27 protein-coding genes and 2 pseudogenes are annotated in these 25,932 nt (G+C 59.2%); 14 read left to right on the top strand and 15 right to left on the bottom strand.

Annotated elements, in window-relative coordinates; genetic code table 11:
• Nucleotides 1–9: 9 nt before the first annotated feature.
• Genes LRS40_RS24415 through LRS40_RS24425 form a run of 3 tightly spaced genes read left to right on the top strand, consistent with a single transcriptional unit; the run spans nt 10 to nt 3,234 of the window.
• Nucleotides 10–618 carry a DUF2291 family protein gene (locus LRS40_RS24415; RefSeq protein ID WP_231312911.1) on the top strand — a complete coding sequence of 203 codons (609 nt, stop codon included), beginning with the start codon at nt 10–12 and terminating at the stop codon, nt 616–618.
• Nucleotides 618–2,144 (top strand): sugar ABC transporter ATP-binding protein, encoded by a 1,527-nt coding sequence (locus LRS40_RS24420; RefSeq protein WP_185902339.1) that lies wholly within the window; start codon nt 618–620, stop codon nt 2,142–2,144. The genes LRS40_RS24415 and LRS40_RS24420 overlap by 1 nt, the downstream gene beginning before the upstream one ends.
• Nucleotide 2,145: 1 nt before the next feature.
• Nucleotides 2,146–3,234, top strand: a complete 1,089-nt coding sequence (locus LRS40_RS24425) for an ABC transporter permease (RefSeq protein ID WP_142488577.1) — start codon at nt 2,146–2,148, stop codon at nt 3,232–3,234.
• A 105-nt stretch (nt 3,235–3,339) separates the two neighbouring features.
• Here LRS40_RS24425 and LRS40_RS24430 read toward each other — a convergent pair whose 3' ends face one another.
• A complete protein-coding gene (locus LRS40_RS24430) occupies nt 3,340–4,290 on the bottom strand; it encodes a sugar-binding transcriptional regulator (protein ID WP_156263163.1) in 951 nt (316 codons plus the stop codon).
• Between the two features lie 174 nt (nt 4,291–4,464).
• Between LRS40_RS24430 and LRS40_RS24435 the strand changes: the two are divergent.
• Nucleotides 4,465–4,563: pseudogene (locus tag LRS40_RS24435) on the top strand (transketolase); the annotation flags it as partial.
• Here the strand turns inward: LRS40_RS24435 and LRS40_RS24440 are convergent.
• The 4 genes from LRS40_RS24440 to LRS40_RS24455 all read right to left on the bottom strand — a co-directional run bounded on the left by LRS40_RS24440 (nt 4,562) and on the right by LRS40_RS24455 (nt 6,339).
• Entirely contained in the window at nt 4,562–5,071 is a 510-nt protein-coding gene (locus tag LRS40_RS24440; protein ID WP_231312912.1) for a type VI secretion system tube protein Hcp, read from the bottom strand. The pseudogene LRS40_RS24435 and the gene LRS40_RS24440 sit on opposite strands and share 2 nt — an antisense overlap.
• An 11-nt stretch (nt 5,072–5,082) precedes the next feature.
• The gene (locus tag LRS40_RS24445) at nt 5,083–5,427 is read right to left on the bottom strand and encodes a putative T6SS immunity periplasmic lipoprotein (protein ID WP_231312913.1); all 345 of its coding nucleotides are present in this window, start codon (nt 5,425–5,427) and stop codon (nt 5,083–5,085) included.
• The gene (locus LRS40_RS24450) at nt 5,424–5,966 is read right to left on the bottom strand and encodes a type IV secretion protein Rhs (RefSeq protein ID WP_156263160.1); all 543 of its coding nucleotides are present in this window, start codon (nt 5,964–5,966) and stop codon (nt 5,424–5,426) included. Before LRS40_RS24450 ends, LRS40_RS24445 begins: the two co-directional genes overlap by 4 nt.
• A gap of 184 nt (nt 5,967–6,150) precedes the next feature.
• Complete coding sequence (locus LRS40_RS24455) at nt 6,151–6,339, bottom strand: hypothetical protein (RefSeq protein WP_142488567.1); 189 nt, start codon at nt 6,337–6,339, stop codon at nt 6,151–6,153.
• Between the two features lie 485 nt (nt 6,340–6,824).
• Here LRS40_RS24455 and LRS40_RS24460 point away from each other — a divergent pair, with 485 nt between their 5' ends.
• Genes LRS40_RS24460 through LRS40_RS24475 form a run of 4 tightly spaced genes read left to right on the top strand, consistent with a single transcriptional unit; the run spans nt 6,825 to nt 11,566 of the window.
• The gene (locus LRS40_RS24460) at nt 6,825–7,655 is read left to right on the top strand and encodes a transketolase (protein ID WP_156263159.1); all 831 of its coding nucleotides are present in this window, start codon (nt 6,825–6,827) and stop codon (nt 7,653–7,655) included.
• On the top strand, nt 7,648–8,598 hold the full coding sequence (locus LRS40_RS24465) for a transketolase family protein (RefSeq protein WP_142488563.1): 951 nt from the start codon (nt 7,648–7,650) through the stop codon (nt 8,596–8,598). The genes LRS40_RS24460 and LRS40_RS24465 overlap by 8 nt, the downstream gene beginning before the upstream one ends.
• Before the next feature lie 34 nt (nt 8,599–8,632).
• Nucleotides 8,633–10,051, top strand: coding sequence for an L-fucose/L-arabinose isomerase family protein (locus tag LRS40_RS24470; RefSeq protein ID WP_231312914.1), 1,419 nt, complete (start codon nt 8,633–8,635; stop codon nt 10,049–10,051).
• 15 nt (nt 10,052–10,066) lie between these two features.
• Nucleotides 10,067–11,566 carry an FGGY family carbohydrate kinase gene (locus LRS40_RS24475; RefSeq protein ID WP_231312915.1) on the top strand — a complete coding sequence of 500 codons (1,500 nt, stop codon included), beginning with the start codon at nt 10,067–10,069 and terminating at the stop codon, nt 11,564–11,566.
• A gap of 96 nt (nt 11,567–11,662) precedes the next feature.
• Here the strand turns inward: LRS40_RS24475 and LRS40_RS24480 are convergent, their stop codons facing one another.
• The 3 genes from LRS40_RS24480 to LRS40_RS24490 all read right to left on the bottom strand — a co-directional run bounded on the left by LRS40_RS24480 (nt 11,663) and on the right by LRS40_RS24490 (nt 13,267).
• A complete protein-coding gene (locus LRS40_RS24480; protein WP_231312916.1) occupies nt 11,663–11,815 on the bottom strand; it encodes a Hok/Gef family protein in 153 nt (50 codons plus the stop codon).
• A gap of 345 nt (nt 11,816–12,160) precedes the next feature.
• A complete protein-coding gene (locus tag LRS40_RS24485; RefSeq protein ID WP_142488557.1) occupies nt 12,161–12,313 on the bottom strand; it encodes a Hok/Gef family protein in 153 nt (50 codons plus the stop codon).
• A 240-nt stretch (nt 12,314–12,553) separates the two neighbouring features.
• Complete coding sequence (locus LRS40_RS24490; RefSeq protein WP_142488555.1) at nt 12,554–13,267, bottom strand: GNAT family N-acetyltransferase; 714 nt, start codon at nt 13,265–13,267, stop codon at nt 12,554–12,556.
• A 209-nt stretch (nt 13,268–13,476) separates the two neighbouring features.
• On the opposite strand from LRS40_RS24490, the gene LRS40_RS24495 reads away from it, so the two are divergent.
• The 5 genes from LRS40_RS24495 (at nt 13,477) to LRS40_RS24515 (ending at nt 18,556) form a co-directional block, all read left to right on the top strand.
• Nucleotides 13,477–15,045 carry an ABC transporter substrate-binding protein gene (locus tag LRS40_RS24495; RefSeq protein ID WP_231312917.1) on the top strand — a complete coding sequence of 523 codons (1,569 nt, stop codon included), beginning with the start codon at nt 13,477–13,479 and terminating at the stop codon, nt 15,043–15,045.
• Nucleotides 15,046–15,183: 138 nt separating this feature from the next.
• Nucleotides 15,184–16,197 carry an ABC transporter permease gene (locus tag LRS40_RS24500; protein WP_231312918.1) on the top strand — a complete coding sequence of 338 codons (1,014 nt, stop codon included), beginning with the start codon at nt 15,184–15,186 and terminating at the stop codon, nt 16,195–16,197.
• Complete coding sequence (locus tag LRS40_RS24505) at nt 16,197–17,030, top strand: ABC transporter permease (RefSeq protein WP_142488549.1); 834 nt, start codon at nt 16,197–16,199, stop codon at nt 17,028–17,030. The genes LRS40_RS24500 and LRS40_RS24505 overlap by 1 nt, the downstream gene beginning before the upstream one ends.
• Nucleotides 17,023–17,859: an ABC transporter ATP-binding protein gene (locus LRS40_RS24510; RefSeq protein ID WP_156263153.1), complete on the top strand. Its 837-nt coding sequence runs from the start codon at nt 17,023–17,025 to the stop codon at nt 17,857–17,859. Before LRS40_RS24505 ends, LRS40_RS24510 begins: the two co-directional genes overlap by 8 nt.
• Nucleotides 17,846–18,556: an ABC transporter ATP-binding protein gene (locus LRS40_RS24515; RefSeq protein WP_231312919.1), complete on the top strand. Its 711-nt coding sequence runs from the start codon at nt 17,846–17,848 to the stop codon at nt 18,554–18,556. Before LRS40_RS24510 ends, LRS40_RS24515 begins: the two co-directional genes overlap by 14 nt.
• Nucleotides 18,557–18,631: 75 nt before the next feature.
• On the opposite strand, the gene LRS40_RS24520 is transcribed toward LRS40_RS24515, so the two are convergent.
• The 5 genes and pseudogenes from LRS40_RS24520 to LRS40_RS24540 all read right to left on the bottom strand — a co-directional run bounded on the left by LRS40_RS24520 (nt 18,632) and on the right by LRS40_RS24540 (nt 20,441).
• Nucleotides 18,632–19,114, bottom strand: coding sequence for a cold-shock protein (locus LRS40_RS24520; protein ID WP_156263151.1), 483 nt, complete (start codon nt 19,112–19,114; stop codon nt 18,632–18,634).
• A 96-nt stretch (nt 19,115–19,210) separates the two neighbouring features.
• Nucleotides 19,211–19,456 carry a YmjA family protein gene (locus tag LRS40_RS24525; protein ID WP_142488543.1) on the bottom strand — a complete coding sequence of 82 codons (246 nt, stop codon included), beginning with the start codon at nt 19,454–19,456 and terminating at the stop codon, nt 19,211–19,213.
• Nucleotides 19,457–19,535: 79 nt separating this feature from the next.
• Nucleotides 19,536–19,898 (bottom strand): cupin domain-containing protein, encoded by a 363-nt coding sequence (locus LRS40_RS24530; protein ID WP_156263150.1) that lies wholly within the window; start codon nt 19,896–19,898, stop codon nt 19,536–19,538.
• A 35-nt stretch (nt 19,899–19,933) separates the two neighbouring features.
• Nucleotides 19,934–20,008, bottom strand: a pseudogene (locus LRS40_RS24535) (AraC family transcriptional regulator); the annotation flags it as partial.
• Complete coding sequence (locus LRS40_RS24540; RefSeq protein ID WP_142488542.1) at nt 20,004–20,441, bottom strand: nuclear transport factor 2 family protein; 438 nt, start codon at nt 20,439–20,441, stop codon at nt 20,004–20,006. The gene LRS40_RS24540 and the pseudogene LRS40_RS24535, both read right to left, overlap by 5 nt.
• A 193-nt stretch (nt 20,442–20,634) precedes the next feature.
• Here LRS40_RS24540 and LRS40_RS24545 point away from each other — a divergent pair, with 193 nt between their 5' ends.
• A complete protein-coding gene (locus LRS40_RS24545) occupies nt 20,635–21,756 on the top strand; it encodes a YbdK family carboxylate-amine ligase (RefSeq protein WP_231312920.1) in 1,122 nt (373 codons plus the stop codon).
• On the opposite strand, the gene LRS40_RS24550 is transcribed toward LRS40_RS24545, so the two are convergent.
• On the bottom strand, nt 21,746–24,841 hold the full coding sequence (locus LRS40_RS24550) for an efflux RND transporter permease subunit (RefSeq protein ID WP_231312921.1): 3,096 nt from the start codon (nt 24,839–24,841) through the stop codon (nt 21,746–21,748). The genes LRS40_RS24545 and LRS40_RS24550 overlap by 11 nt on opposite strands.
• A gap of 9 nt (nt 24,842–24,850) precedes the next feature.
• A complete protein-coding gene (locus LRS40_RS24555) occupies nt 24,851–25,915 on the bottom strand; it encodes an efflux RND transporter periplasmic adaptor subunit (RefSeq protein WP_231312922.1) in 1,065 nt (354 codons plus the stop codon).
• Between the last annotated feature and the right edge of the window lie 17 nt (nt 25,916–25,932).

The following is a 25,932-nucleotide window of genomic DNA, read 5'->3' on the forward strand; positions in this document are numbered from 1 at the left end:
GGAGGCAGTATGCGGTTAAAACAATGGGGCGCCGCGCTGACAGGCGCAGCCGCCCTGTTGCTGACGGCCTGCACCGTGGTGGATCTGGATGAGAACGGCAAGCCAATCATGCCTGCCGATCCCAACGCCAAAGCGAGCTTTGACAACCAGACCCCACAGCAGATCGCGCAACAAACCTGGCAGCCGCGGATCCTCGACGCCGCTAAAAATCATGCGCTGGACGCCAGCGCCCTCTCCACCCAGCTGAAAACGCCGTCTGACAAAGCGCAGAGCGTCTTCGTGCGCCTCAGCGGCAAAGTGGAGCGTGTGGAGGCCAGCAGCGCCAACGAGCAGAAACTGGTGATGACGGTGAACGGCCAGCCGCTTCAGATCCAGACCGGGCCGGTAATGCGCGGCAACGCCATCCGCGACGCGGCCGGCTTCCGCTTCGATGAATTTACCAATCAGGTGCAGTACGCCCAGCTCTCCCGGGCGTTAAACCGCGAGGCGGTGAAACATCTGCCAAAAGTCGATGACAGCTGGAGCGGCAAAAATGCCACCGTGCTGTTCGCCACCACCCTGACGGGCGGCAAAGCGAATGAAGCGGCGGCGCTGGAACTGAAACAGGAGGCGCCGTGATGAGCGATAACCCGGCAGAGGACATTATCCTCAGCACCCGCGGCATCTCGATGCTGTTTCCCGGCACCGTGGCGCTGGATAAGGTCGATTACCGCGTCTGGCGCGGCAAAGTGAACGTCATTATCGGCGAGAACGGCGCCGGAAAATCGACGCTGATGAAGATCCTTGCCGGGGTGCAGCAGCCCAGCCTCGGCGAGATGTGGCTCAACGGTAAGCAGGTGGCGTTCACTAACACCCGGGATGCCGCTGCCCACGGGATCGGCATGGTGCACCAGGAGCTGAACCTGTTTGAAAACCTCAACGTGGCGGAGAACGTCTTTCTCGGTCGCGAGCTGCAAAAAGGGGTGACGCCGATTAACGAGGCGGAGCAGGAGTCCCGCACCGCGGCGCTGCTGAAACGCCTCGATCAGCCCATCTCCCCGCGGGAGCTGGTGGGCAACCTGAAGGTCGGGCAGCAGCAGCTGATCGAGATAGCCAAGGCGCTGGCCGAGGATGCCGACATCCTGATCCTCGACGAGCCCACCTCGGCGCTGAGTAAAACCGAGGTGGAGATCCTGTTTAGGGTGATCCGCGAGCTGACCCGCCAGGGCGTCACCATCATCTATATCTCCCACCGGCTGGAAGAGCTGATGGCGATAGGCGATGTGATCACCATTCTGCGCGACGGCAAATTCCAGGCCGAGGCGAAGGTGCAGGATATCGACGTGCCCTGGATCGTGCGCGAGATGCTCGGCAGCGATCCGGTAAGCAACTTCCTTGAGCCGGGCCGCACCTTCGGCGCGCCGGTGCTGGAGGCGGAACACATCACCTGCGTCAATGCCGCCGGGAATACGGTGGTCAACGACGTCAGCTTCCAGGTGAACGCCGGCGAGATCGTCGGCATCTACGGCCTGATGGGTGCCGGGCGTACCGAGCTGTTCGAGTGCATGCTCGGCACCGAGCGCAACTATCTGGGCAAACTGTGGCTCGACAGCAAACCGGTGCCGCAGCGGCTTACCACCGCCGAGCGCATCCGCATGGGGATGAGCCTGGTGCCGGAAGACCGCAAACGCACCGGGATCTTCCCCGGCTCGTCGGTGGCCAGCAACCTGACCATCGCTAGCCTGTGGCGCCGTCTGCAGCGCGGTTTCACCATCGCGCAGAAAGCGGAGCAGGAGGTGGTGGCCAGCACCATCGGCAATCTGTCGATCAAGGTCTCCACCCCGGAAGTCGAGATCCAGGCGCTCAGCGGCGGCAATCAGCAGAAAGTGGTGATTGGCCGCTCGCTGCTGACCAATCCGAAGGTGCTGTTCCTTGATGAGCCGACGCGCGGCATAGACGTGGGTGCCAAAGCGGACGTGTTTCGCATGATGGTGCAGCTGTCGCAGCAGGGCATCGCGGTGGTGTTCTCCACCTCGGATTTGAAAGAGATTATGGCGGTATCGGACCGCATTCTGGTGATGTCCGGCGGCAAACTGACCGCCGATATTGTTCGCGATCGGGCCGACGAATCGGCGCTGGTCACCGCAAGTGCTCAGGGGTTCTAAGATGAAAACGACACAGTCTGTCGCGCTGACGCCGCAAAAAGGGGCCGCGCCTTCCCGGGAAAAATTACTTCTGCTGCTGCTGAAGATGCGCACTTTCATTGCGCTGTTTCTGATTGTCGGCTTTTTCACAATGACCGTGCCAGGCTTTCTCTCCGCCGGTAGCCTGGTGATCATGATTAAGCATATCGCCATCAACGCGTTTCTGGCGCTGGGGATCACCTTCGTGATCATCACCGCCGGGATCGACCTGTCGATTGGCGCCACGCTGGGGCTGTGCGGGATGATCGCCGGGTGGATGATCACCAAAGGGATTGTGCTGCCGATGTTCGGCATCGCTATCTTCCCGAGCGTGTGGGTGATTGTGCCCATCGTGCTGCTGATTGGCGCGCTTATCGGGGCGGTTAACGGCTGGATCATCACCCGCTATAACGTCGCGCCCTTTATCTGCACCCTTGGCACCATGTACGTGCTGCGCGGGGCGGCGATGCTCACCTCCGACGGCCAGACCTTCCCGGGCCTGTCAGGCAACCCGCAGCTGGGGAATACCGGCTTCGATGAGATTGGCGCCGGTACGCTGCTCGGCATCCCGTGGGCCATCTGGATGATGATCGTCCTGGCGCTGGCGATCGCCTACATCGCCCGCCGCCTGCCGTTTGGCCGCCACGTCTACGCCATCGGCGATAACGAACGCGCGGCAGAACTCTCCGGAGTGCGGGTCAAGCAGGTGAAAGTGCTGGTCTATACCCTGTCGGGGTTCTGCGCCGCCATCGCCGGGATTGTGGTCTCCGCGCAGCTGCTGGCGAGCCATCCGGCCAACGGCACCGCGTTTGAGATGAACGCCATCGCGGCGGTGGTACTGGGCGGCACCTCGCTGGCCGGTGGCCGCGGCACCATTCTCGGCACCCTGATTGGCGCCTTCGTCATCGGCTTCCTTGCCGACGGCCTGGTGATGATGGGGGTCAGCGAGTTCTGGCAGATGGTGATCAAAGGGATCGTGATTATCGTGGCGGTGATCATCGACCAGATGCAAAACCGGATGCAGCAGAAAGCGGCGGTGGTGGCGCAAAAAGCGGTGATGGAAGGAAAGTAGCGCGGTTGTGCGGTCTTTGTGCCGGGTGGCGGCTTCGCCTTACCCGGCCTACAAGGTCAACGGCAGTTTTGTAGGCCCGTGCAAGCGAAGCGCCGCCGGGCAAAACTACGCTTTCAACAAACTCCGCGCCGTCGGGTAATCGGTGATCAACACGTCGATGTACTTCCCTTCCAGCGCCCCGCGAATGGCGTTGCGCTTTTCTTCCCCACCGGCCAGGGCAATCACCTGCGGACAGGCGCGGATCTGCGCCAGCTCCATGCCGATCACCGGATCTTCTTCCGGGCTCAGCACCGGCTCGCCTTTCGCATCGTAGTAGTGCAGGCAGATGTCCCCTACCGCCCCGCGCTCGGCCAGCAGTTTGAGCATATCTTCGTTGTAGTAGTTGCCGGAGTTTTTCAGCAGCTGCGACGGCTCCAGTTCGCCGATGCCGACAATCGCCACGTCCACTTCGGCGAATTTGCCCACCACCGCCGCCACGTCCGGGCTGCTCACCAGCCGGGCGCGCTCCTCCACCGAGTGCTCAATGCTCTGGGACGGCAACAGCCCCGCCGGGCAGCCGAGGTGCGCCGCCAGCTGCTGGGTGAGGATCGTCGCCTGCACGTTGCCGTTGGGGCCGACGCCGCCCAGCAGCTGGATCACCCCGGCGGCGCGGATATTCTGCGGGTGCATCTCATCCACCATGCAGCGGATGGTGCTGCTCCAGGAGGAGATCCCGACCAGGTCTTCCGGGCGCAGGCGGGTTTCAACATAGTGCGCCGCCGCGCTGCCGATGGCGTGCTTAATCTGGGCGCTGGACGGGTTCTCCCCCACGTCCACCACGATGGCCTGGCGGATGCCATACTGCTCTTCCAGCGCCTTCTCCAGCGAGACAAAAATGTTGGTCGGTTGCACCACGGTAATTTTGACCAGCCCCTCTTTCTGGCAGCGGGTCAGCGCCCGTGAGACAAAGGACTGCGAGAGATGCAGCAGCGAGGCAATCTCAGACTGCTTTTTATTCTCGCTGTAGTAAAGTGTGGCGATCTTGACCAGCAGTCGCTGTTCATCCTGCTTCGACATAACGTTCCCCTTAATCGACTGTCGTTATTTTTATTCATCCCTGAATATTTAACAAGCAAGCACCGTCGCGATCCGCCGGGCAAATGTGATCCTTTTCTCTTTTCTTCGAAATTTGCCTGCGCAAACCGTAGACAAACCCTGCTTATGGCGCTGCACTCCCTGCTAAGGGGCCGACTGGCGGCAAAAGGCAGCAATAACAAACGTCGGGTGTTTGTCGTGATCGGGGATGGTGAACTGACCGAGGGCAGTAACTGGGAAGCCGCACTCCATGCTACTTTTTCTGCTGGTTGTAACCCACTGGGCGGCTCCAGTCATCGTCATACTTGATATTCCCTTCGATATAAAACCACTCAATTCCTGAATAGGAAATTGCGATATTCTCCATCATTCCTGGCGTGCGAGAGCCCGGGATATAAGCATGAGAAGCATGAGAAGCATTAACTGACATGATCACAATGCTGGTAAGCGTAATTCTGTAAATCTCGTATTCAATGCCAGCCTCGTTGATGTCGTAATAGTGTATTACTGCCTTTTGCAGCCGCTTACTTTGGCAGACTGCAACCGCAAAATATGGCGAGGTTTTATCAATCTCTTTGTGCAGGGTAAAAGCGTTGTGTTCGCGCGAGCCCATAAGTTTACCCGTGTTGCGGCATGTGTTCTGGTACACACCGTAACTGCTGTTCATAATTTCAATTGCACCCTCACGGTCCAGCGCTATACAACTGCCTTTGATCAGCTGTCCATTTTCATCATAGAGATACATATAAGCTGGTAATGACATCGTTATTTCCCTTATTGATTACTTGAGACGTTCCAGTCATTGTCGATAAAGAACACGTAGCGATAATTTGAACCATTCAGCGTGTACGACACGCCATAGGTATAACCCGGCCTAAGCATCAGATTTAAACAGGAGTCTGGCCAGGAGAAAGAAACGTGCTCATTAGTGGCAAATTCTTTGTATTCTCCGCCCTGCATTGAAGAAATGTTATAGCGACTCAGGACGTCGGTTTTATCCGCCGAAAAGCAAACATGCCCCTTATCAACGATGATTGAGCGCCAGGGGGCTGCACGATCACCTTTACCACATCCGACAAGGGTTACAGATAACAGAATCAAGGATAAGTAGCGTTTCAATGCGGGAAACTCCCAAGCACTTTCTGATATCGAGCCATAAGTTTGAGGGTAGGCTCTGACGAGTCATAGTTTTTGAGGCGATACAGGTCGTTTCGATTTCCGAATCCATAGGTTTTGAGCAACCAGTAATCACTCACGATACATGCCTGATTTTCTATGCCGTAGTCCATCAAATTTGGTTTATTGAGCTCATAGTTGTAATCAACAGCCCATGAGAATGCGCCACGCGTTCTTACCATCATCCCGCGCTGGTGTTGCCAGACATGCATCATTTCATGCAGAAATATGTGCTGACCGCCTATGCGATCATTTTTGACGTGTGGCTGTGAAAAATCAGGCTCATACACCCCTTCCTGAAAATATATTTCGCCGTTTGGCGCCATGGCGACGTTGTTCGCCTGCATATTGAAAGGAAGGTAGCTGCTGCGGTGAATCCATACTTCGTTATAACGAATACTAAAAGCGTAGAGCGTGCGGGCCAGGTTAATTTCACCAAGGGTCAATAACCGCAGACCTCCGCGATTTATTCCATTCGACATTTAATCCCTCCAATAAGAAGGATTTATCATATCAACTGCGTAAAATTGTACAATTGTTTATGTGCTCAATAAAAATAGATAATACATTGATCTCGTTTATCATATTTCACATCGTTAAGCGCTAAACATAGCACCTATCTATTTTCGTTAGCATAGCTAATATTTAAACAATTCATATTGGTATTTAAACGGCCATTAATCCGGCATGACTGAGGTCAACATATTTTATTAGTCTGCCTTCGTAACCCTTTAAAATAAAAATTACTACAATTGCCTTAGGTCTTACTAAACCATTTTCTTTATAGCCTTTTACAGCCCTTATGTAGACCGGCGACCCTGCAACGATAAATGTGTCCTTCTGATTCTTCGCCATTAGTCCCCTATCGACGAGGATCATTCTGAAACAACTGGCGTAAAAACAGTATTACGCAGCGGTATGGCGCACCGCGATTGCGTTATTCCGCTCAGCCCGCCAGGGCAATCACCTGTGGGCAGGCGCGGATTTGCGCCAGCTCCATGCCGATGACCGGGTCTTCTTCCGGGCTCAGCACCTGCTTCGACATAACGTTCCCCTTAATCGACTGTCGTTATTTTTATTCATCCATGAATATTTAACAAGCAAGCGCCGTCGCGATCCGCCGGGCAAATGTGATCCTTTTCGCTTTTCTTCGAAATTTGCCTGCGCAAACCGTAGACAAACCCCAGAGCAGGGCATATCTTACTATCATGAATAATAAATCAGCATTGAATATATATTCAAAGCGGTCATAAACCCCTGCTCTGACAGAGAGAACAGGGAAAAAACGTACCCGGCTGGAATAATTATTCACAACAGATTATAAATTCAGGAGGTATGTTATGAATCCGTTTTCGCTCTCCGTCGCGGAGCTCGAAACCCGGGCGCGTTCGATTCGTCGCCGGATCATCGTGCTGAATGCCGAAAGCCCGGCGGGCGGCCATACCGGCGCCGATCTTTCGCAGGTCGAACTGCTGACCGCCCTCTACTTTCGCATTCTGAACTGCTCCCCGCAGCTGAAGGACAGCGATGATCGCGATATCTATATCCAGTCAAAAGGCCATGCGGTGGGCGGGTATTACTGCGTGCTGGCCGAGGCCGGGTTTATTCCCGTCGAGTGGCTCTCCACCTATCAGCATGCCGACTCTCACCTGCCGGGCCACCCGGTGAAACACAAAACCCCTGGCATTGAGCTGAATACCGGCGCGCTGGGACATGGTCTGCCGGTAGCGGTGGGGATCGCCCTGGCCGCGAAACGCAACAACAGCAAGCGTCGGGTGTTTGTGGTGACCGGCGACGGTGAACTGGCGGAAGGCAGCAACTGGGAAGCCGCGCTGGTCGCCGCTCATTATCAGCTGGATAACCTGTTTATTATCAATGACAAAAACAACCTCCAACTGGCGGGCTCTACCAAAGAGATCCTCAACACCGATCCGCTGGATGAGAAGTGGAGAGCCTTCGGCCTGGAAGTGACCGGCTGCAACGGCAATGACATGGCGGATGTGGTCGCCACGCTGGAAGGACTGAAGCCCAACGGCAAGCCGCATGTGGTGATTGCCCATACCACCAAGGGCGCGGGAATTTCATTTATTCAGGGACGGCCGGAATGGCACCACCGGGTGCCGAAAGGGGAAGAAGTTGAACTGGCGCTGGAGGAACTGAAAGATGAGTAATAGCGAACATCTCGCCACGGTGATGGTTAATGCCTTTATTGACGCCGTCGAACGCGGCGTAGACCTGGTGCCGGTGGTGGCAGACTCGACCTCCACGGCGAAAATCGCCCCCTTTATGCAGCGTTTCCCGGGCCGGCTGGTTAACGTCGGCATCGCCGAGCAGACGCTGGTTGGCGCCGCTGCCGGTCTGGCGATTGGCGGCAAGATCGCCGTCACCTGTAACGCCGCGCCCTTTTTGATTTCACGTGCCAACGAGCAGATCAAAGTCGACGTCTGCTACAACAACACCAACGTTAAGCTGTTCGGCCTGAACGCCGGCGCCAGCTACGGCCCGCTCGCCAGTACCCACCACAGCATCGACGATATCGCCATTATGCGCGGATTCGGCAATATCGAAATTTACGCCCCGTCGAGCCCGAACGAGTGCCGCCAGATCATCGACTACGCCCTCGACCATGTGGGCCCGGTCTATATCCGTCTCGATGGCAAAAATCTGCCGGAACTGCACGATGAAAGCTACCGTTTTGCCCCGGGCAAGATTGACGTCCTGCGCACCGGCCACGACGTGGCGCTGGTGGCGATGGGATCGACGGTGCATGAAATAGTGGAAGCCGCCGCACAACTCGCGGAAGAAGGTATTGACGCCACTGTTATCAGCGTTCCATCTATTCGTCCCTGTGATACCCAACAGCTGCTGGCGGCAATCGCCCCCTGCAAGGCGGTGGTGAGCGTCGAGGAGCATAACGTCAACGGCGGCGTCGGCAGTCTGGTAGCGGAAGTGCTGGCCGAGGCCGGATGCGCCGTGCCGCTGAAACGTCTGGGGATCCCGGATGGACAATACGCGATTGCCGCCGACAGAGCGTCAACGCGGGCACGTCATGAGATTGATGTCGCTGGGGTGGTGAAACACGCCCGGGAAATGCTGACGCGACAGATTTGCTGAAAATAACAACAACATCTTACTGGAGAGAGAAGCAATGTCCCGAATTCCTCAACAACTTACGATGGGCGTGATCATCGGCAACCGTGGGTTTTTCCCGAGCTATCTGGTGGCAGAAGCACGCGAGCAGGCGATCGCCCTGTTTGGCCGCCTGGGGATCAACACCGTGATGCTCGATCCGAGCCAGACCGAACTCGGCGGCGTCGAAACCCGTCAGGATGCCAAAGCGTGCGCCGAGCTGTTTCGCGCCCATCGCGATCGCATTCATGGCGTGGTGGTGCTGCTACCGAACTTTGGCGATGAAAAAGCGGTGGCGGAAACCCTGCGTCTTTCTGGCCTGAACGTGCCGGTGCTGGTGCAGGCCGAGGAAGATAACCTCGATAAAATGGGGCTGGCGACCCGCCGCGACAGCTTCTGCGGCAAGATCTCCCTGTGCAACAACCTGCGTCAGTACGGCATTCCCTTTACCCTCACCACCCAGCACGTCTGCGCCCTCACCGGCGAGGTGTTTGAACAGGATCTGAAGCGCTTCGAGCAGGTGTGCCGCGTGGTGAGCAGCATGCGCGGAGTGCGCGTGGGGGCGATTGGTGCCCGTCCGGCGGGCTTTAACACCGTGCGCTACAGCGAGAAGCTGCTGGAAAGACTGGGCATTGCCGTGGAAACTCTCGATCTGTCCGAAGTCTTTACCCGCATTAAAACCCTGCGCGATGACGATATCCGCGTGGATGAAAAACGCCGGATTCTGATCGACAACGCCGACGCCAGCCGCATTCCGGCCGACAAGTTGGTGACTATGGCCAAGCTGTTTGTGGTGATCAGTGAGTGGGTGGTGGCCAACGACATCGACACCACCGCCATCCAGTGCTGGACCTCCCTGCAGGAGAACCTCGGGATTAACGTCTGCTCGATCATGAGCGTGATGTCCGGCCAACTGATGCCGAGCGCCTGTGAAGTGGACGTGATGGGGGCCCTCTCCATGTTCGCCCTGGCGAGCAGCAATATGAATCCCGCCTCGATTGCCGACTGGAACAACAACTTCGGCGACGATCGCGACAAATGTGTCCTGTTCCACTGCGGTAACTTCGCCGCCTCCAGCCTCGAATCCCCGCACATGGGCACCGCCGACATCATCGGTACCACGGTCGGGAAAGAGAACACCTGCGGCGCGGTCCACGGTCGTCTGAAAAGCGGCCCGCTGACCTACTTCCGCCTGAGCACCGACGATCTGACCGGAGAAATCAAAGCCTACGTGGGCCAGGGCCAGTCGGTGGACGATCCGCTGGATACGGTGGGCTGCCGGGCGGTGATCCAGGTCCCGCATCTGGAGAACCTGCTGAACTGGATCTGCCGCAACGGTTTTGAGCATCACGTGGCGATGAACCACTCTGCCAGCGCGGAGATCCTGCATGAAGCCTTCACCCGTTACCTCGGCGTTTCAACTTATCTCCATCGTTAAGGGCAGGAGGCCGCAATGTCGGTGAGCAAGGACATTATTATTGCCCTCGACGAGGGTACCACCAACGCCAAAGCGGTGGCGCTGGACGCAAGCGGTCATGTGGTAGCGAGCTTCTCCCGGGCGCTGGCGATCCAGACCCCGCACGAAGGCTGGGTGGAGCAGTCTGCTGAACTGCTGGTCGAGGCCTCCCTCGAGGTGGTGGCCCGGGCGATTGCCACCGTTGGGGCGGAGAGAGTTGCCGCGCTGGCGATCAGCAATCAGCGTGAAACCGTCGTGGGCTGGTATCGGGCAACCGGCAAGCCCATTGCTCCGGCGCTCAGCTGGCAGTGTTCCCGCACCGCGTCCTTTTGCCATCAGCTACGGGAAAATGGCTACGGGCCGCAGATCAAGGCGGCAACGGGCCTGCCCATCGCCCCGCTGTTCTCGGCCTCTAAAATGCGCTGGCTGCTGGATAATACCCCCGACGGCACGCAGCGCGCCGCCCGGGGGGAGATCTGCCTCGGCACCGTTGACAGCTGGCTGCTGTGGCAGTTGACCCAGGGCCTGTCGTTCAGCTGCGACCACGCCAACGCCGCCCGCACCCAGCTGATGAACCTGCATACCGCCGACTGGGATCCGCAGATGCTGGCGCTGTTTGGCATCCCGCGCGCGGCGCTACCGGATATCAAGCCCTCCAGCGGACTGTTTGGTTACACTTGCGGCTGCCCGTCGATCCCTGACGGACTGCCGGTGATGGCGATGATTGGCGACTCCCACGCTGCGCTCTTTGCCCATGGTCTGGGTGCCGAAGGCTGCGTGAAGGCGACCTACGGCACCGGTTCGTCGGTGATGGCCCCGGTCTCCTCCGCCCGCTGCGACGTCAGCGCGCTGGCCACCACCGTGGCGTGGCATGATGGCGACACCCTGGTCTACGGCCTTGAGGGCAATATTCCCCACACCGGCGACGCGGTGGCATGGATGGCGGACAGCACCGGCTTGAGCGAGCTGTCGCAGGCGGAGCTGGCCCATGAGCTGAACACCCTGCCCCGCTCGGTGGACTCCACCCTCGGCGTCTATTTTGTTCCGGCGCTGACCGGTCTTGGCGCCCCCTGGTGGGATGAAAACGCACGCGGCATGATCCACGGCCTGAGCCGGGGCGTGAAGCGGGCGCACCTGATCCGCGCGGCCCTGGAATCGATCGCCTATCAGATTGCCGACGTCGTTGAGGCGATGCGGGTCCATCCGGGCTTTACCCTCAACGCATTGATGGTTGACGGCGGGCCGACGAAAAACGACTGGCTGATGCAGTATCAGGCGGACCTGCTCGGCTGTCCGGTGATGCGCAGCGACGTGCCGGAGCTCTCCGCGATGGGGGCCGCCCTGCTGGCCCGTAAGGCGCTGTTTAACCTGACCACCACGCAGCTGCGCCAGTATCTGCCGGAACATGTCACTTTTACACCCGACATGGCGCGTCACGCCCGGTTGCAGAGCCGCTGGCAAGCCTGGCAGGAGACCGTTGAACGGGTAAGAACGTAAAAATGCCCCGTCCGGCTCATCACCAGACGGGGCAAAAAAACGGGTGCCTGTACCAAACCGACAACCGGATAAGCGGGGATTGCTCCCCGCATACCGCTACTTCTTCGTTTCGTAAGCGAGAACAGCTTTCACTTCCATATCGCGCTCCTTAAAGCTCAGCTCGCATAACTGCTCGTGAACCAGAAACGTGACTCCCAGCACAGTTAAACCCAGCACCAGGATCGCCGCAAAGGCGTACTTGTTAAGCATGTCATTGCCTCCTTGCTAAGAAGAGGCTACCATCCAAATTGTCTAGGTTTGGTGATGGTAGCCCCGGTTGATGGAAACATCTCCGGGGCTTTTGCTTTCTGGCCCACCACGCCTGCCTGAGCTCAGAAAGCATCAGGCACCCGCCGCAATATTACTCTCGTATCGCTGAAAAAAGCGCCATTAAACTGTATATTTGACCAGTGAAATGACGTTTTCAGAATACGTTTAGGATGCCGCTGCCATAAATAAAAATGCCCCGTCCGGCTTATCACCAGACGGGGCAAAAAAACGGGTGCCCGAACCAAACCGACAACCGGATAAGCGGGGATTGCTCCCCGCGTACCGCTACTTCTTCGTTTCGTAAGCGAGAACAGCTTTCACTTCCACATCACGCTCCTTAAAGCTCAGCTCGCATAACTGCTCGTGAACCAGAAACGTGACGCCCAGCACAGTTAAACCCAGCACCAGGATCGCCGCAAAGGCGTACTTGTTAAGCATGTCATTGCCTCCTTGCTAAGAAGAGGCTACCATCCAAATTGTTTGGGTTTGGAGTGGTAGCCCCGGTTGATGGAAACATCTCCGGGGCTTTTGCTTTCTGGCCCACCACGCCTGCCTGAGCTCAGAAAGCATCAGGCACCCGCCGCTATATTACTCCCGTATCGCTGAAAAAAGCGCCATTAAACTGTATATTTAACCAGTAAAATAACCTTTTCGGAATACGTTCAGATTGCCGGGAAATCAGGCGGTTTCCGGGCGCACATGAAACGTCTCAAGGCGTCTGATTTGTCGTCCCTCCGCATCAAAATTATCCGCGGCCAGCCAGCCGCGAATGGCCGCGTCCCGCTCCGGCCATTCGCTGTCAATGATGGATAACATATCGCTGTCGCGGTTGCGGCCTTTACGCACCAGTTTCTGCCGCAGCCGCCCTTCCCAGACAAAGCCCAGCCGCTCGGCGGCCCGACGCGAAGCAATGTTCATCGAATCGCACTTCCACTCCAGTCGACGGTAGCCCCGTTCAAAGCCATACTTCAGCAGCAGCCAGACGGCTTCGGTGCCGAGCGGGCTGTTTTTCATTTTCCGCGACCATGTGACATGGCCAATCTCCACCGAGCCCAGCTGCTGTTCAATTGCCATGTAACAGACCAGCCCAACGGCGCGCTCGCTGCGGCGATCGATCACCGCAAAAGGCACCAGTCCCTCATCCTGCACCTTGACCTGCAACCAGTCGACGGTAGCTTCCACGCTGGCAGGTTGATTGCTGGCAAGCCAGGTCCAGTCGCTGTCGTCGCCCAGCGCGTACGCCTCGAACAGATCCACCGCATGCTCTACCGCATCCAGCGGTTCAAGACGGCAAAAACGCCCTTCCAGTACCCCACGCTCCAACACGCTGGCCCCCTGCCAGCCGGGAACAGGATCGTTAACGGTCTGCCCCCAGATATTGATTTCCGGCACGCTCTACCCCTTTTGTTTGTTAATAGATTGTTATTTCACAATACAGGATTGCCTGCATAACGGTACCGCTAGCCCCGCTAATAACTATAAATAATTCATTATGCGCTACGGGAATAAGCTAAGCAGAATTAAGACTTTCCTAATTTTTGTCCGCCCCCCTAACGTAACGGTCTATAAAACAATCAAAAACAAGACGTTCAGGGATCGTTATGACCAAAAAACTACTGCCGTTACTGGTGCTGGCTTCGCTGACAGCAACCGCCCATGCCGCTACGCCACCTGATACGCTGGTTGTCGCTCAGGGTCTGGATGACATTGTGAGCCTCGATCCGGCCGAAGCCAACGAGCTCTCCAGTATCCAGACCGTGCCCAGCCTGTATCAGCGCCTGGTGCAGCCTGACCGCGATAACCCGGAAAAAATCACCCCGATCCTGGCCGAAAGCTGGGAGGCGGATGCGGCAGCAAAAACCCTGACCATCAAGCTGAAGCCGGACGCGAAATTTGCCTCCGGCAACCCGCTGCGTGCGGAAGATGTCATCTTCTCGTATACCCGCGCCATCACCCTGAACAAGTCCCCGGCCTTTATTCTTAACGTGCTGGGCTGGGAGCCGGGCAACATCGCCAGCCAGCTGAAAAAGGTGGATGACCACACTCTGCAGCTGCACTGGACGGCAGACGTGAGTCCGGCCGTTGCGCTGAATATCCTTTCCACGCCGATTGCCTCCATCGTGGATGAAAAGCTGGTCACCGCCAATGTCAAAGGCGATGACTTTGGCAACGCCTGGCTGAAGATGCACTCTGCAGGCAGCGGCGCGTATAAAATGCGCGTCTACCAGCCGCATCAGGCCATCGTGCTGGAAGCCAACGCCAGTGCGCCGGGCGGCGCACCGAAGCTGAAAAATATTATTATCAAAAACGTGCCGGATCCGGCCTCCCGTCGCCTGCTGATCGAGCAGGGTGACGCCGATGTCGCCCGCGATCTCGGTGCTGACCAGGTGGGTGCCCTCAACGGTAAGCTGGGCGTCACCGTGCTGAGCATCCCCTCTGCGGAGCAGAACTACCTGGTGTTTAACGCTGGCAACAGCGCCAACCCCCTGCTGAATAACCCGGCCTTCTGGGAAGCGTCACGCTGGCTGGTGGATTATGAAGGCATCACCAAAGATCTGCTGAAAGGCCAGTACTTTGTCCACCAGAGCTTCCTGCCGGTAGGCCTGCCAGGCGCTCTGGAGAATAACCCGTTCAAATTTGATCCGGCCAAAGCGAAAGAGATTCTGGCGAAAGCGGGTATCAAAGACGCGCACTTCACCCTCGATGTGGAGAACAAACCGCCGTTTATCACTATCGCCCAGTCGATGCAGGCGAGCTTTGCCCAGGGTGGCGTGAAGATCGATCTGCTTCCAGCAGCCGGTAGCCAGGTGTATGCCCGCGTGCGGGCCAAACAGCACCAGGCCGCTATCCGTCTGTGGATCCCGGATTACTTCGACGCCCACTCCAACGCCAGCGCCTTCGCCTGGAATGACGGCAAATCCAGCACCGTGGCCGGGCTTAACGGCTGGCAGATCCCGGAACTCAACAAAGCCACGCTGGCGGCAGTGGCCGAGCCGGATCCGGCCAAACGCCTCGACCTGTATAAGCAGATGCAGGAGCAGCTGCAGCAGACCTCGCCGTACGTGTTTGTCGATCAGGGCAAAACCCAGATTGTGGTGCGTGATAACGTGAAGGGTTATCAGCAGGGGCTGAATGCGGATATGGTCTGGTACGATAAGGTCACGAAATAGCCCAGTTTGTCGGCCACGTACATGCGCTCATCGCCCGGCGGCGCTGCGCTTGCACGGGCCTACAAAACCTCTCCACGCACGATGATATTTTGTAGGCCGGGTAAGGCGAAGCCGCCACCCGGCATGAAGAGATCTCCCATGCCACATCTTTCCACCCGCGTGCTCCAGGGCTTTCTGACCCTGTTCCTCACGCTGCTCGGGCTTTTGCTCGTGACCTTTGCGCTCTCTGCGCTCTCGCCGGTCGATCGCGTTTTGCAGATCGTCGGCGATCATGCCAGCCAGTCCACCTACGATCAGGTTCGCCACCAGCTCGGGCTGGATCGGCCGCTTCCGGTGCAGTTCTGGCACTATCTGGTTAATCTGGTGCAGGGCGACCTCGGCACCGCCAGTGCCACCGGGCAGCCGGTGCTGCAGGATCTGCTGCACGCCTTCCCGGCCACCCTGGAGCTGGCCACCCTGGCGCTGATCCTGGGTTCCCTGCTGGGGGTGATGGCCGGGGTGCTGTGCGCCCGTTATGTCGGTTCGCCGCTCGACCTGGTTATCCGCACCCTCACCCTGCTCGGCAACTCGGTGCCCATTTTCTGGCTCGGGCTGCTGATGCTGGCGCTGTTCTACGCGAAGCTGCAGTGGAGCGCCGGGCCCGGCAGGCTGGATGATATCTGGCAATATACCGTTGAGCCGCGCAGCGGATTTGCGCTGATCGACACCTGGCTTTCCGGCGACATGGCGGCCTTTAAAAACGCCGTCAGCCATCTGGTTTTGCCGGTGCTGCTGCTGGCCTACTATTCGCTGGCGAGCATCACCCGTCTGACGCGCTCCGCGTGCCTGAGCGAGATGAACAAAGAGTACATCCTGCTGGCACGAGCCAAAGGGGCGGGTGAGATGACCATTCTGCTGCGCCACGTGCTGCCCAATATTCGCAGCACCCTGCTCACCGTGATTGCGCTGGCCTACACCAGCATGCTGGAGGGCGCGGTGTTAACCGAGACCGTCTTCTCGTGGCCGGGAATTGGTCGCTACCTCACCACCGCCCTGTTCGCCGGGGATACCACCGCCATCATGGGCGGAACGCTGCTGATCGGCGTCTGTTTCGTGCTGATCAATAATCTGACCGACCTGCTGGTGCGGTTCACTGACCCAAGGGTGCGCTGATGCCGTTTTATCTGTTTTTACGACGTCTGCGCCGCTCGCCGGCGGCATTCTGCGGGCTGGTCATCATTACCCTGCTGCTGCTGGTGGCGCTGTTCGCCCCGTGGCTGGCCCCGGTCGATCCGAACTGGCAGGACGCCGCTGCACGACTGCAGGCCCCCAATGCCCAGCACTGGCTCGGCACCGACAGCTACGGCCGCGACCTGCTCTCACGCTTAATTTATGGCAGCCGTCCGGCGCTGGGACTGGTGGCGCTGGTCACCGTTATCACCCTGCCCGCCGGGCTGCTGGTAGGAATTTTATCCGGCTACTACGGCGGCTGGCTGGAACGGGTGTTAATGCGCTTTACCGACGTGGTGATGTCGATGCCGCGTCTGATCCTCGCCTTTGCCTTTGTCGCCATGCTCGGTCCAGGGCTGGTCAACGGCGCGCTGGCGCTGGCGTTAACCACCTGGCCGGCCTACGCCCGGCAGGCGCGCAGCGAGATCCAGCGTCTGCGCCACAGCGACTATCTGGCGGCGGCCGAAATGATGGGCATTCGCGGTTTTCGCCTGCTGCTGGGGCATCTTCTGCCGCTGTGTCTGCCCTCGGCCATCGTGCGTCTGGCGCTCGATCTGGCCGGGATTATCCTGGCGGCGGCCGGGCTGGGCTTCCTCGGCCTCGGCGCACGTCCCCCGATGGCGGAATGGGGGGCGATGATTGCCGACGGGATGCAGGTCATTTTCGATCAGTGGTGGATTGCCGCTATTCCGGGCGGAGCGATCCTGATTGCCAGCCTGGCCTTTAACCTGCTGGGCGACGGCCTGCGCGACGTGCTGGAGCCACAACATGACTGAACCCCGCATTATTGTCGATTCCCTGACGATTGATTATCCCGCCGCGCGGGTGGTTAACAACGTCAGCTTTACCCTGGGCAATGAGCGGCTGGCGCTGGTCGGGGAATCCGGCTCGGGCAAGTCGATGACCGCCCGGGCACTGATGGGGCTGGTGCGCAAGCCAGGCCGGGTCAGCGCACAGCGGCTCAATGTGCTGGGGCACGATCTCACTACCCTGTCGCCGCGCGGCTGGCGACAACTTCGCGGTAACGAGATTGCGATGGTGCTTCAGGATCCACGCTACGCCCTCAACCCGGTGAAAAACGTGCTGGCGCAGCTGGATGAGGCCTTAACCCTGCACCAGAAACTGTCGCGACGGGAACGGCTGGAGCGCATCCGGGAGATGATCCACGCCGTGGGTCTGACCGACGCGGTGCTCAGCCGCTATCCGGGGGAACTCTCCGGCGGCATGGGCCAGCGGGTGATGATTGCCATTGCGCTGATCAACAACCCGCGGGTGCTGATTGCCGATGAACCCACCTCCGCGCTCGACGCCCGCCTGCGTAACCAGATCCTCGCGCTGCTGGTGGAGCAGTGCGCGCAACGCCAGATGGCGATGCTGCTGATTAGCCACGATTTGCCGCTGGTGGCGGAGCATTGTGATCGCGTGCTGGTGATGTATCAGGGCGAAAAGGTGGATGAGATGGCAGCGAGCCAGCTGCCTCAGGCCACCCATCCTTATACGCAAACGCTGTGGACCTGCCGCCCTGCTGCCAACACGTTCGGGCAGATGCTGCCGACGCTCGACCGCACTCAGCCCTGGAAGGAGGTGACTCATGGCACTCGTTAACGTAGAACAGCTACAGGTGACCTTCGGGGAGAAAACGGCGGTTTCTGCCGCCAGCTTTACGATTGAGCAAGGTGAAACCTTCAGCCTGATCGGTGAATCGGGCTGCGGGAAATCGACCATTCTGCGGGTGCTGGCCGGGCTACAGCGCCAGTGGCACGGCAATATTCAGGTGCTGGGCGACAAACTCCAGCCCGGGGTACGTTTTACCGGCTCGCTGCGCCGCAACGTTCAGATGGTGTTTCAGGATCCCTGGGCTTCGCTGCACCCCAATCACACCATCTCGCGCACCCTGGCGGAGCCGTTACGGATCCACGGTGAAACGCAGATAGCGGAAAAGGTGGCGGAGGCGCTGCAGCAGGTGGGGCTGGCTGCCGATGCGGGCAAGCGCTATCCCCACCAGCTCTCCGGCGGGCAGCGTCAGCGTGTGGCAATTGCCCGGGCGCTGCTGTTACGCCCGCAGCTTCTGCTGCTGGATGAGCCCACCTCGGCGCTGGATATGTCGGTGCAGGCCGAAATTCTCAACCTGCTGAATCGCCTGAAACAGCAGCACGGAATGACCTACCTGCTGGTGAGCCATGATGCGGATGTGATTGCCCATATGTCGGATCGGGCGGCGTTTATGGCGGGAGGTGTGATCCAGCGTTTCTTTGACCATGAGGCCTTAAACGCAGGTGAACATCGGATGAACCAGGGGTAGTGCCCGGCGGCGCTGCGCTTGCACGGGCCTACAATTTCGGCCGGGTAAGGCGTAGCCGCCCCCCGGCAGTGCAGATTACACCAGGTTCTTAAGCTGTTTTACCGTAGCATCAATGTCGATTTCATCTTCGGAGAAAATGAACGTTTTGCCCTGGAAGGTGGTGATCGCCAGTTTTTTCAACGTGCGTATCTCGCCTGTTTTCGCGGCTGATTTTGGGGCGATATTTCCCATCAGGCTCTTCACCGACAGCACCTCTTTATCCAGTTTGGTGTCGGCAGACTCTTCTTCGCTGTACACCAGGTAAGACTTGATGGAGGTGATCTTATGACGCTCGCCATCAATGAAGATGTATTTGCTTTCCGGTATCACTTTAACCGCAAACGCTGACAACCCCTTGTTGTTGGTGGTGGGTTCAAACGTCACCGCGGCATCTTTCTTAATCAGATCAGGGTTGGCGACCTTAATCACATGAAAATAGCGGTTGTCGCCGTTTTCATCTTTGATAAATCCAAAACCCTTATCTTCAAACCAGGTTGTGATTGTTCCGTTCATCGCCATCGCCGTTACCGCCCAATTAATCGTTTATCAACTCAATTTTTGCCGCGCGCAGTGTAAAGCACAACGCCTGCGCAGACTACGTCTTTCACGCAGGAACTACTCATTGCCCCACTGATTGAGGAAATTGGCAATATCATCGATACGCTGCGCGTTGATACCCGCTTCCACCGCCATCTCGGTCTGCGCCTCTTCGCTGATCTCTTCGTTATTCATCAAGCGGGTGATCAGCAGCTGGAAATAGAGCGCCAGCGGATCGCGTTCGGCTTCGCTTACCGGGGTGGCGGCTTCCGTCGTGTACTCATCCACGATGTCATAATATTTAATCGGTACGTCGTTGCTCATAAGTGTTCCTCAGGATGTCAGATGCTGCCTGATAATAGCATTCTCCCGCGTTTTTTTCTGGCATCCCTGCCGGATAACCTTAGATCCAGACATCGTTTTCAGCGGTGCGCGCTCCGCCTTCGTGTCCGGTATTCAGGACGCCGCAAGGCTCGATCATCATCATTTTCACTGTCTCTTCCGCAGAGGTTTTATGCTCAACGCCTTTGGGAACCACGTACATCTCTCCCGGATGAATGAGGATATGCCCGTCGCGAAAATCGATCCGTAAAACGCCCTCGATAACAATAAAGGCTTCATCGGTCTCCGGGTGGGCGTGCCAGATAAAATCACCGGAAATTTTGACAATTTTAAACTGGTAATCATTCATCTGAGCGATGACTTTCGGCTGCCAGTGTTCCTCGAACAGAGCAAATTTATCTTCAAGATTAACAGGGCAATACATGGTGACTCTCCGTCAGGGTTAAGAAGAGTCCAGTTTAGCAACGGCTCGGTGGCGGCAAAAAGCCGTGGGTCGGCGGAGATCCCATCTGCAATAAAGGGTAAGGGCTTACCCGCTGCGTACCCTCTTCTTCACGCCGCGTACGGCCCAGCCCAGCAGAGGAAGATGTTCATAAATCATCTCTCCGGCATCGTAGTAATCGCGCTGGCGAACGATCATATCGTCCTCAATTTCCACGAATGAGCACCCCGGCAAAGAGAGCGTTCCGCCTCCGGCCATCCGCGGATGTGACCAGTGCATGGTCCATGTCACGACAAAACGCCGGGCGTCATACAGAGGGGGATCGAGGGTGAAGCGGCATGAGTCGACGTTAGCCAGCAGGTGCATGAAATAGCGCTGGATCGAAAACAGTCCTTTGTGCTCGCCAAAAGGATCGAAAAGTATGGCGTTAGCATCATAGAGCGCGACAAGCGCCGAGGGGGGCTGGTTATCCAGATCGGCGTAGTAATCTACAAATCTGTCGATGACGGATGGCAGTGCGCTCATAAATCCTACCCTGTATTTGAACAACATCGTGGTTGCGGCATAGTTAAAACTTACACAACCAATGTATTTTGTCCAAGTTTAGGCTTTTCTATTTTTTAATGACAGCGCTCACCCGCTGCCAATGCTTTCACCTGCCCGGAGCGAGATCCCCCCGTTGTCTATACTCAACTCATCACAGACAACGGAGTGCGCTATGCCTTTACCCGACTTTCATTCCTCTGAACCCTATACCCTGGGCATCGAACTGGAGCTGCAGGTGGTTAACCCGCCGGGCTACGATCTGAGCCAGGACTCCTCCGCCCTGATCGACGCCGTGAAAAACGACATCAAAGCCGGAGAGGTGAAGCATGACATCACCGAAAGCATGCTCGAGATCGCCACCGGGGTATGCCACAACATCGACCAGGCGGCGGCGCAGTTCTCCGCCATGCAGCAGAGCATCCTGCGCGCCGCGGCGGAGCACCATATCCGGATCTGCGGCGGCGGCACGCATCCGTTTCAGAAATGGCAGCGTCAGGAGGTGTGCGAGGACGAGCGTTATAACGCCACGCTGGAGCGCTTTGGCTATCTGATTTTGCAGGCCACGGTGTTCGGCCAGCACGTCCACGTGGGGTGTCGCACCGGCGATGACGCCATTTACCTGCTGCACGGCCTGTCGCGCTTCGTGCCGCACTTTATCGCCCTGGCGGCAACCTCGCCCTATATGCAGGGCACCGACACGAAGTTTGCTTCATCGCGGCTCAATATCTTCTCGGGGTTCCCGGATAACGGCCTGATGCCGTGGGTTAACAGCTGGCAGGAGTTCGAGGGTCTGTTTCATCGCCTGAGCCACACCAGCATGATCGACAGCATCAAAGATCTGCACTGGGACATTCGCCCCAGCCCGCATTTTGGCACCGTGGAGGTGCGGGTGATGGATACGCCGCTCACCCTCGCCCATGCCATCAATATCGCCGGGCTGATTCAGGCCACCTCGCACTGGCTGCTGACCACGCGGCCTTATAAGCATCAGGAAGCGGATTTTCTGCTGTACCGCTTTAACCGTTTTCAGGCCTGTCGCTACGGGTTAGCGGGGATCCTGACGGACGTGCATACCGGAGAGCAGAAAACCATTGCTGAGGATCTCGCCTGGCTGCTGGAGCGCGTGGCGCCGTCTGCGGAGAAGCTGGGCGCGACGAGCGCGATTCAGGAGATTGGCCTGATGCTGAAGCAGGGCAAGAGCGAGGCGCAGCGCATGCGGGACTTTATCGCAGACGGTGGCTCGCTCATCTCCTTAGTGCAAAAACATGCCGAGCTGTGGGCGACTAGCCCGTAAGCCGGTGCCCCCACTCGCGCAGGCGCTGGAACAGCACAAACAGCGCCGGGATAAAGACAATCCCCACCACGGTGGCCACCAGCATGCCGCTGAACACCGTGGTGCCGATGATGCGGCGGCTCTGGGCACCGGCTCTGGTCGCCAGCATCATCGGCAGGACCCCGATAATGAACGACACGGCGGTCATCATCACTGCCCGGAAGCGGCGGGACGCCCCCTCGCGGGCAGCATCGACAATTGCCACTCCCTCCATGCGCCGCGTGCGGGCAAACTCGACGATAAGGATGGCGTTCTTGGCGGCAAGGGCGATCAGCAGCACCAGCCCAATCTGCACGTAGACGTCGTTGGCGTACCCCGCTATCCACAGCCACACCAGCGCCCCGCCGAGGGCAAACAGCACCGAGAGCATCACGCTCGCCGGCAGCGTCCAGCTTTCGTACTGGGCGACGAGGAACAGCCACGCCATGACCACCGCCGCCAGCACGATCCAGAGCGCCTGGTTGCCGGTCTGCTGCTCCTGATACGACATGCCGCTCCAGGCGTAGTCGTATCCGGCGGGCAGATTCTCTGCCAGAAGCTGACCCATCACCGCCATCGCCGTACTGCTGCTCACCCCTTCCGCCGCCGAGCCGCTCACCGACACCGACGGGAACTGGTTGTACTGCTGCACGAACGGCGCGCCGACGGTCGGGGTGATGGTGACGAGATTGCTCAGGCGTATCCGCTCGCCGTTATTGCTGCGCACGAACAGCTCGCTGATTTGCTCCGCGCGCTCGCGCCACTGCATCTCGTTTTGCATCACCACGTGGTAGACGCGGTTGTTGACGCTGAAATCCCCGGCGCGGGTGCCGCCAAAAGCGGTTTGCAGGCTGCTGAAGATGCGCGACACCGGCACGTCGAGGCGTGCGGCCCGCTCGCGGTCAACGGTTAGGGTCAACTGGGGCACGTTGCTGCTCCAGGTGGTGAACACCCGGCTCAGCTGCGGGTGCTGGTTGGCTTTCGCCAGCACCTCCCGGGTGACGCGTTCCAGCTCCGCCGGGCTCTGCCCCGCCTGGGCCTGAATGCGCAGGTCGAAGCCGGAGGCGTTGCCCAGCCCCGGCAGCGTCGGGGGCGCGAAGGTCATGATGGTCGCTTCCGGCAGGGCCAGCAATTGGAGCTGCAATGTGCCCATCACCGCATCCAGCGGTGGCCGCTCGCTCCAGTCCTTCAGCATCACGGAGATAAAGCCGCCGTTGGAGGCGCTGGTGCCGTTGAGAATGTTGAACCCGGAGACCTGAATCACGTCCTCCACCGCCGGATTTTTGGCGATCAGCGCCCGCGCCGTCGCCATCACCGCTTCGGTCCGTTCCAGCGAGGCCGACTCCGGCAGTTGGACGCTGGCGAAGAAGTAGCCCTGATCTTCCTGGGGCAGGAAGCCTTTTGGCATCGACATAAAGCTGAACGCGACGACAGCCGCCGCGCCTGCGGTCACCAGCAGCGCCAGCCACGGGCGCAGGTTTAAAACGTTCACGATGCGGGTGTAGAAACCGCGCGTGGCGTCCAGTCCGTGGTTGAAGGTGCGATAGACTGCCGCCGGGCGCGCAGGGCGCGGGCGCAGCAGCATCGCACAGAGCGCGGGCGTCAGGGTCAGCGCCACCAGGCTTGAGAGCGTCACTGCGGTGGAGAGCGTGACCGCAAACTGGCGATACAGCTCGCCGACAATTCCCGGCAGCAGCGCCACCGGCACAAACACCGCCAGCAGCACCAGGGTGGTGGCAATCACCGGCCCGGCAATCTGCCGCAGCGCCTGGGCGGTGGCCGCCGTGCGGCTCTGCCCTTCCGCCATCAGGGTTTCGACGCTCTCCACCACCACGATGGCGTCATCCACCACCATGGTCAGGGCCAGAATAATGGCGAACAGACTGAGGGTGTTGGCGGAATAACCCAGCGTATAGAGCACTGCAAAGGTGCCCACCAGCGACACCGGAATGGCGAGCGCGACAATCAGCGTCGCGCGCCAGCTTTGCAGGAACAGGGAAACCACCACCACCACCGCCAGCAGGGTCAGCGCCAGCGAAACGCCAATCTCCTTGATGGTGGCCGCAACAAAGGAGGTAGTGTCGAATTTCACTTCGTACGTCAGATCGTCCGGGAAGCGTGCGGACAAACGTTCCAGCTCGGCGCGCACCGCGTCAGCCACGCGCAGGGCGTTGGCGGACGGCGTGGGGTAGATGCCGAGGTAGGCGGAGTCATGCCCGTTCAGCTGTGCGCCGGAGCTGTAGCTGCGGGAGCCGAGTTCAATGGTGGCGACATCCTTCAGGCGCACCAGCTGGCCCATCTCCCCCGCGCGGATAATGATCCCGGCGAAATCTTCAGCCTGATTTAAGCGCCCCAGCCCGTTAATGGTCAGGGTCTGCTGCTGGCCGTTAAACACCGGTGGCGTGCCGACCTGGCCTGCCGCCCCCTGCACGTTCTGCTCCCGCAGCGCCTGGGCCACGTCGTCGGTGGTGACGTTCAGGGCGTTCATGCGGTCCGGACGCAGCCAGATGCGCATGCTGTAGTCGCGCGCGCCAAACATCTGCACCTGCCCGACGCCCGGCAGGCGAGACAGCGCTTCGCGCACCTGGGTGCTGGCGTAGTTGCTGACGAACAGTGGCGTGTGGGTGTTATTCGGTGAGTAAAGACTTACCCCCATCATCAGGTTGGTGGCCCGCTTGCGTACCTGCACGCCGTTTTGCTGCGCCTCGGCGGGAAGCTGCGCCACGGCCTGCGCCACGCGGTTTTGCACGTCGATGGCGGCGAGATCCGGATCGGTGCCCGCCGCAAAGGTGATGTTCAGGCTATAAGTGCCTTCGTCCGAACTGGTGGACTCCATGTAAAGCATGTGATCCACGCCGTTTAGCTGGGTCTCCAGCGGCGTGGCGATGGCTTCCGCCACGTCAGCCGAGCTGGCACCCGGCCATGAGGCTGACACATTCACGACCGGCGGCGTGATCTGCGGGTACTGCTCCACCGGAATAATCCTCAGCGCGATGGCTCCGAGCAGGGTGATGACCAGCGCAATCACCATCGCAAAGCGCGGGCGTTTGATGAAAAACGTCAGCATGATGGCTCCTTAATTCAGTATCTGAACGGCAGCGCCGGGCTGCACGCGCTGCGCGCCGTCAGTAATCGCTCGCTCACCGGGCTTAACGCCGGATGCAATCTGGAACTGCTGGCCAATCTGTCCGGCGACCTTCAGCGGGCGCATTTCGGCTTTGCCGTCGGCGTTAACCACCCAGGCAAAGAACCCGTCGCCGTTCTGCTGTACCGCGGCGGCGGGCAGGGTCAGAACCGGCTGCTCGCTTGCCGGGCGCAGGGTCACGTTCACGTTGCCGCCGGGCAGGAGCTGATGGCGCGGGTTGGCAAACTCGGCGCGTAGCATCACGCTGGCGGTGCGCGGGTCGATGCGGTTATCCACGGACGTCAGTTCACCGGGGATGCGCTGACCGTTGCTGTCTATCAGCGCCTGCCAGGCCTGCTTCATGGCGCGAATGTCCGAATGCTGCCCGACTTTAGTGGCGAAGGCTCCCTCCTCCAGTGCAAAGGCAATGCGGATCGGGTCGAGCTGCACCACCTCCACCAGCACGCCGCTGGCCGGGTTCACGAGGCTGCCCACGTGAAAACGGCTGTGTCCCACGCGGCCATCAATGGGCGCGGTAATGCGGGTGTACGCCAGGGTGACGTTACGGGTTTCGAGCCGGGCTTTCGCCTGCTCAAGCGCCGCGCGGGCGACGTCGCGCTGCATGCGGGCGTTATCCACATCGTGACGACTGATGGCGTTGTTACTGCCCAGGCTCTCAAAGCGGGAGAGCTGCTGCTGCGCCTGACGCAGGGTGGCTTCTGCGCTCCTGACCTCGGCCTGCGCCAGGCGCAGGGCGGCCCGCGGCTCGGCGTTGTCCAGCTCAAACAGCAGGTCTCCCTTTTTCACATACTGCCCGTCGCGGAAGTGCACCCGGGCGATCACGCCCTCCGTGCGCGCCCGCAGTTCAACGGTGTGTATGGCTTCGACGCGGCCCGGGATCTGGCGCTCGGCGGCGTGGGCGGTCTGCTCCACGGTGGCGACGCGCACGGGGATGGCGGCGGCAAAGGCGGTTTGCAGGGCGCAGGTGAGGAGTACGCACAGGAAGGTCAGTTTCATGGGGATTATCTCTGAAT

Source organism: Leclercia sp. G3L (assembly GCF_021117075.1).
GTDB classification, from domain to species: Bacteria; Pseudomonadota; Gammaproteobacteria; order Enterobacterales; family Enterobacteriaceae; genus Enterobacter; species Enterobacter adecarboxylatus_C.

What these genes read in the sequence shown, in the direction of transcription:
- LRS40_RS24545 (WP_231312920.1), top strand. Translation starts at nt 20,635, where the DNA reads ATGCCTTTACCCGACTTTCATTCCTCTGAACCCTATACCCTGGGCATC.
- LRS40_RS24475 (WP_231312915.1), top strand. Translation starts at nt 10,067, where the DNA reads ATGTCGGTGAGCAAGGACATTATTATTGCCCTCGACGAGGGTACCACC.
- LRS40_RS24540 (WP_142488542.1), bottom strand. Translation starts at nt 20,441, where the DNA reads ATGAGCGCACTGCCATCCGTCATCGACAGATTTGTAGATTACTACGCC.
- LRS40_RS24480 (WP_231312916.1), bottom strand. Translation starts at nt 11,815, where the DNA reads ATGCTTAACAAGTACGCCTTTGCGGCGATCCTGGTGCTGGGTTTAACT.
- LRS40_RS24550 (WP_231312921.1), bottom strand. Translation starts at nt 24,841, where the DNA reads ATGCTGACGTTTTTCATCAAACGCCCGCGCTTTGCGATGGTGATTGCG.
- LRS40_RS24430 (WP_156263163.1), bottom strand. Translation starts at nt 4,290, where the DNA reads ATGTCGAAGCAGGATGAACAGCGACTGCTGGTCAAGATCGCCACACTT.
- LRS40_RS24525 (WP_142488543.1), bottom strand. Translation starts at nt 19,456, where the DNA reads ATGAGCAACGACGTACCGATTAAATATTATGACATCGTGGATGAGTAC.
- LRS40_RS24500 (WP_231312918.1), top strand. Translation starts at nt 15,184, where the DNA reads ATGCCACATCTTTCCACCCGCGTGCTCCAGGGCTTTCTGACCCTGTTC.
- LRS40_RS24510 (WP_156263153.1), top strand. Translation starts at nt 17,023, where the DNA reads ATGACTGAACCCCGCATTATTGTCGATTCCCTGACGATTGATTATCCC.
- LRS40_RS24485 (WP_142488557.1), bottom strand. Translation starts at nt 12,313, where the DNA reads ATGCTTAACAAGTACGCCTTTGCGGCGATCCTGGTGCTGGGTTTAACT.
- LRS40_RS24420 (WP_185902339.1), top strand. Translation starts at nt 618, where the DNA reads ATGAGCGATAACCCGGCAGAGGACATTATCCTCAGCACCCGCGGCATC.
- LRS40_RS24505 (WP_142488549.1), top strand. Translation starts at nt 16,197, where the DNA reads ATGCCGTTTTATCTGTTTTTACGACGTCTGCGCCGCTCGCCGGCGGCA.
- LRS40_RS24455 (WP_142488567.1), bottom strand. Translation starts at nt 6,339, where the DNA reads ATGGCGAAGAATCAGAAGGACACATTTATCGTTGCAGGGTCGCCGGTC.
- LRS40_RS24530 (WP_156263150.1), bottom strand. Translation starts at nt 19,898, where the DNA reads ATGTATTGCCCTGTTAATCTTGAAGATAAATTTGCTCTGTTCGAGGAA.
- LRS40_RS24425 (WP_142488577.1), top strand. Translation starts at nt 2,146, where the DNA reads ATGAAAACGACACAGTCTGTCGCGCTGACGCCGCAAAAAGGGGCCGCG.
- LRS40_RS24415 (WP_231312911.1), top strand. Translation starts at nt 10, where the DNA reads ATGCGGTTAAAACAATGGGGCGCCGCGCTGACAGGCGCAGCCGCCCTG.
- LRS40_RS24470 (WP_231312914.1), top strand. Translation starts at nt 8,633, where the DNA reads ATGTCCCGAATTCCTCAACAACTTACGATGGGCGTGATCATCGGCAAC.
- LRS40_RS24450 (WP_156263160.1), bottom strand. Translation starts at nt 5,966, where the DNA reads ATGTCGAATGGAATAAATCGCGGAGGTCTGCGGTTATTGACCCTTGGT.
- LRS40_RS24495 (WP_231312917.1), top strand. Translation starts at nt 13,477, where the DNA reads ATGACCAAAAAACTACTGCCGTTACTGGTGCTGGCTTCGCTGACAGCA.
- LRS40_RS24440 (WP_231312912.1), bottom strand. Translation starts at nt 5,071, where the DNA reads ATGTCATTACCAGCTTATATGTATCTCTATGATGAAAATGGACAGCTG.
- LRS40_RS24555 (WP_231312922.1), bottom strand. Translation starts at nt 25,915, where the DNA reads ATGAAACTGACCTTCCTGTGCGTACTCCTCACCTGCGCCCTGCAAACC.
- LRS40_RS24465 (WP_142488563.1), top strand. Translation starts at nt 7,648, where the DNA reads ATGAGTAATAGCGAACATCTCGCCACGGTGATGGTTAATGCCTTTATT.
- LRS40_RS24520 (WP_156263151.1), bottom strand. Translation starts at nt 19,114, where the DNA reads ATGGCGATGAACGGAACAATCACAACCTGGTTTGAAGATAAGGGTTTT.
- LRS40_RS24515 (WP_231312919.1), top strand. Translation starts at nt 17,846, where the DNA reads ATGGCACTCGTTAACGTAGAACAGCTACAGGTGACCTTCGGGGAGAAA.
- LRS40_RS24460 (WP_156263159.1), top strand. Translation starts at nt 6,825, where the DNA reads ATGAATCCGTTTTCGCTCTCCGTCGCGGAGCTCGAAACCCGGGCGCGT.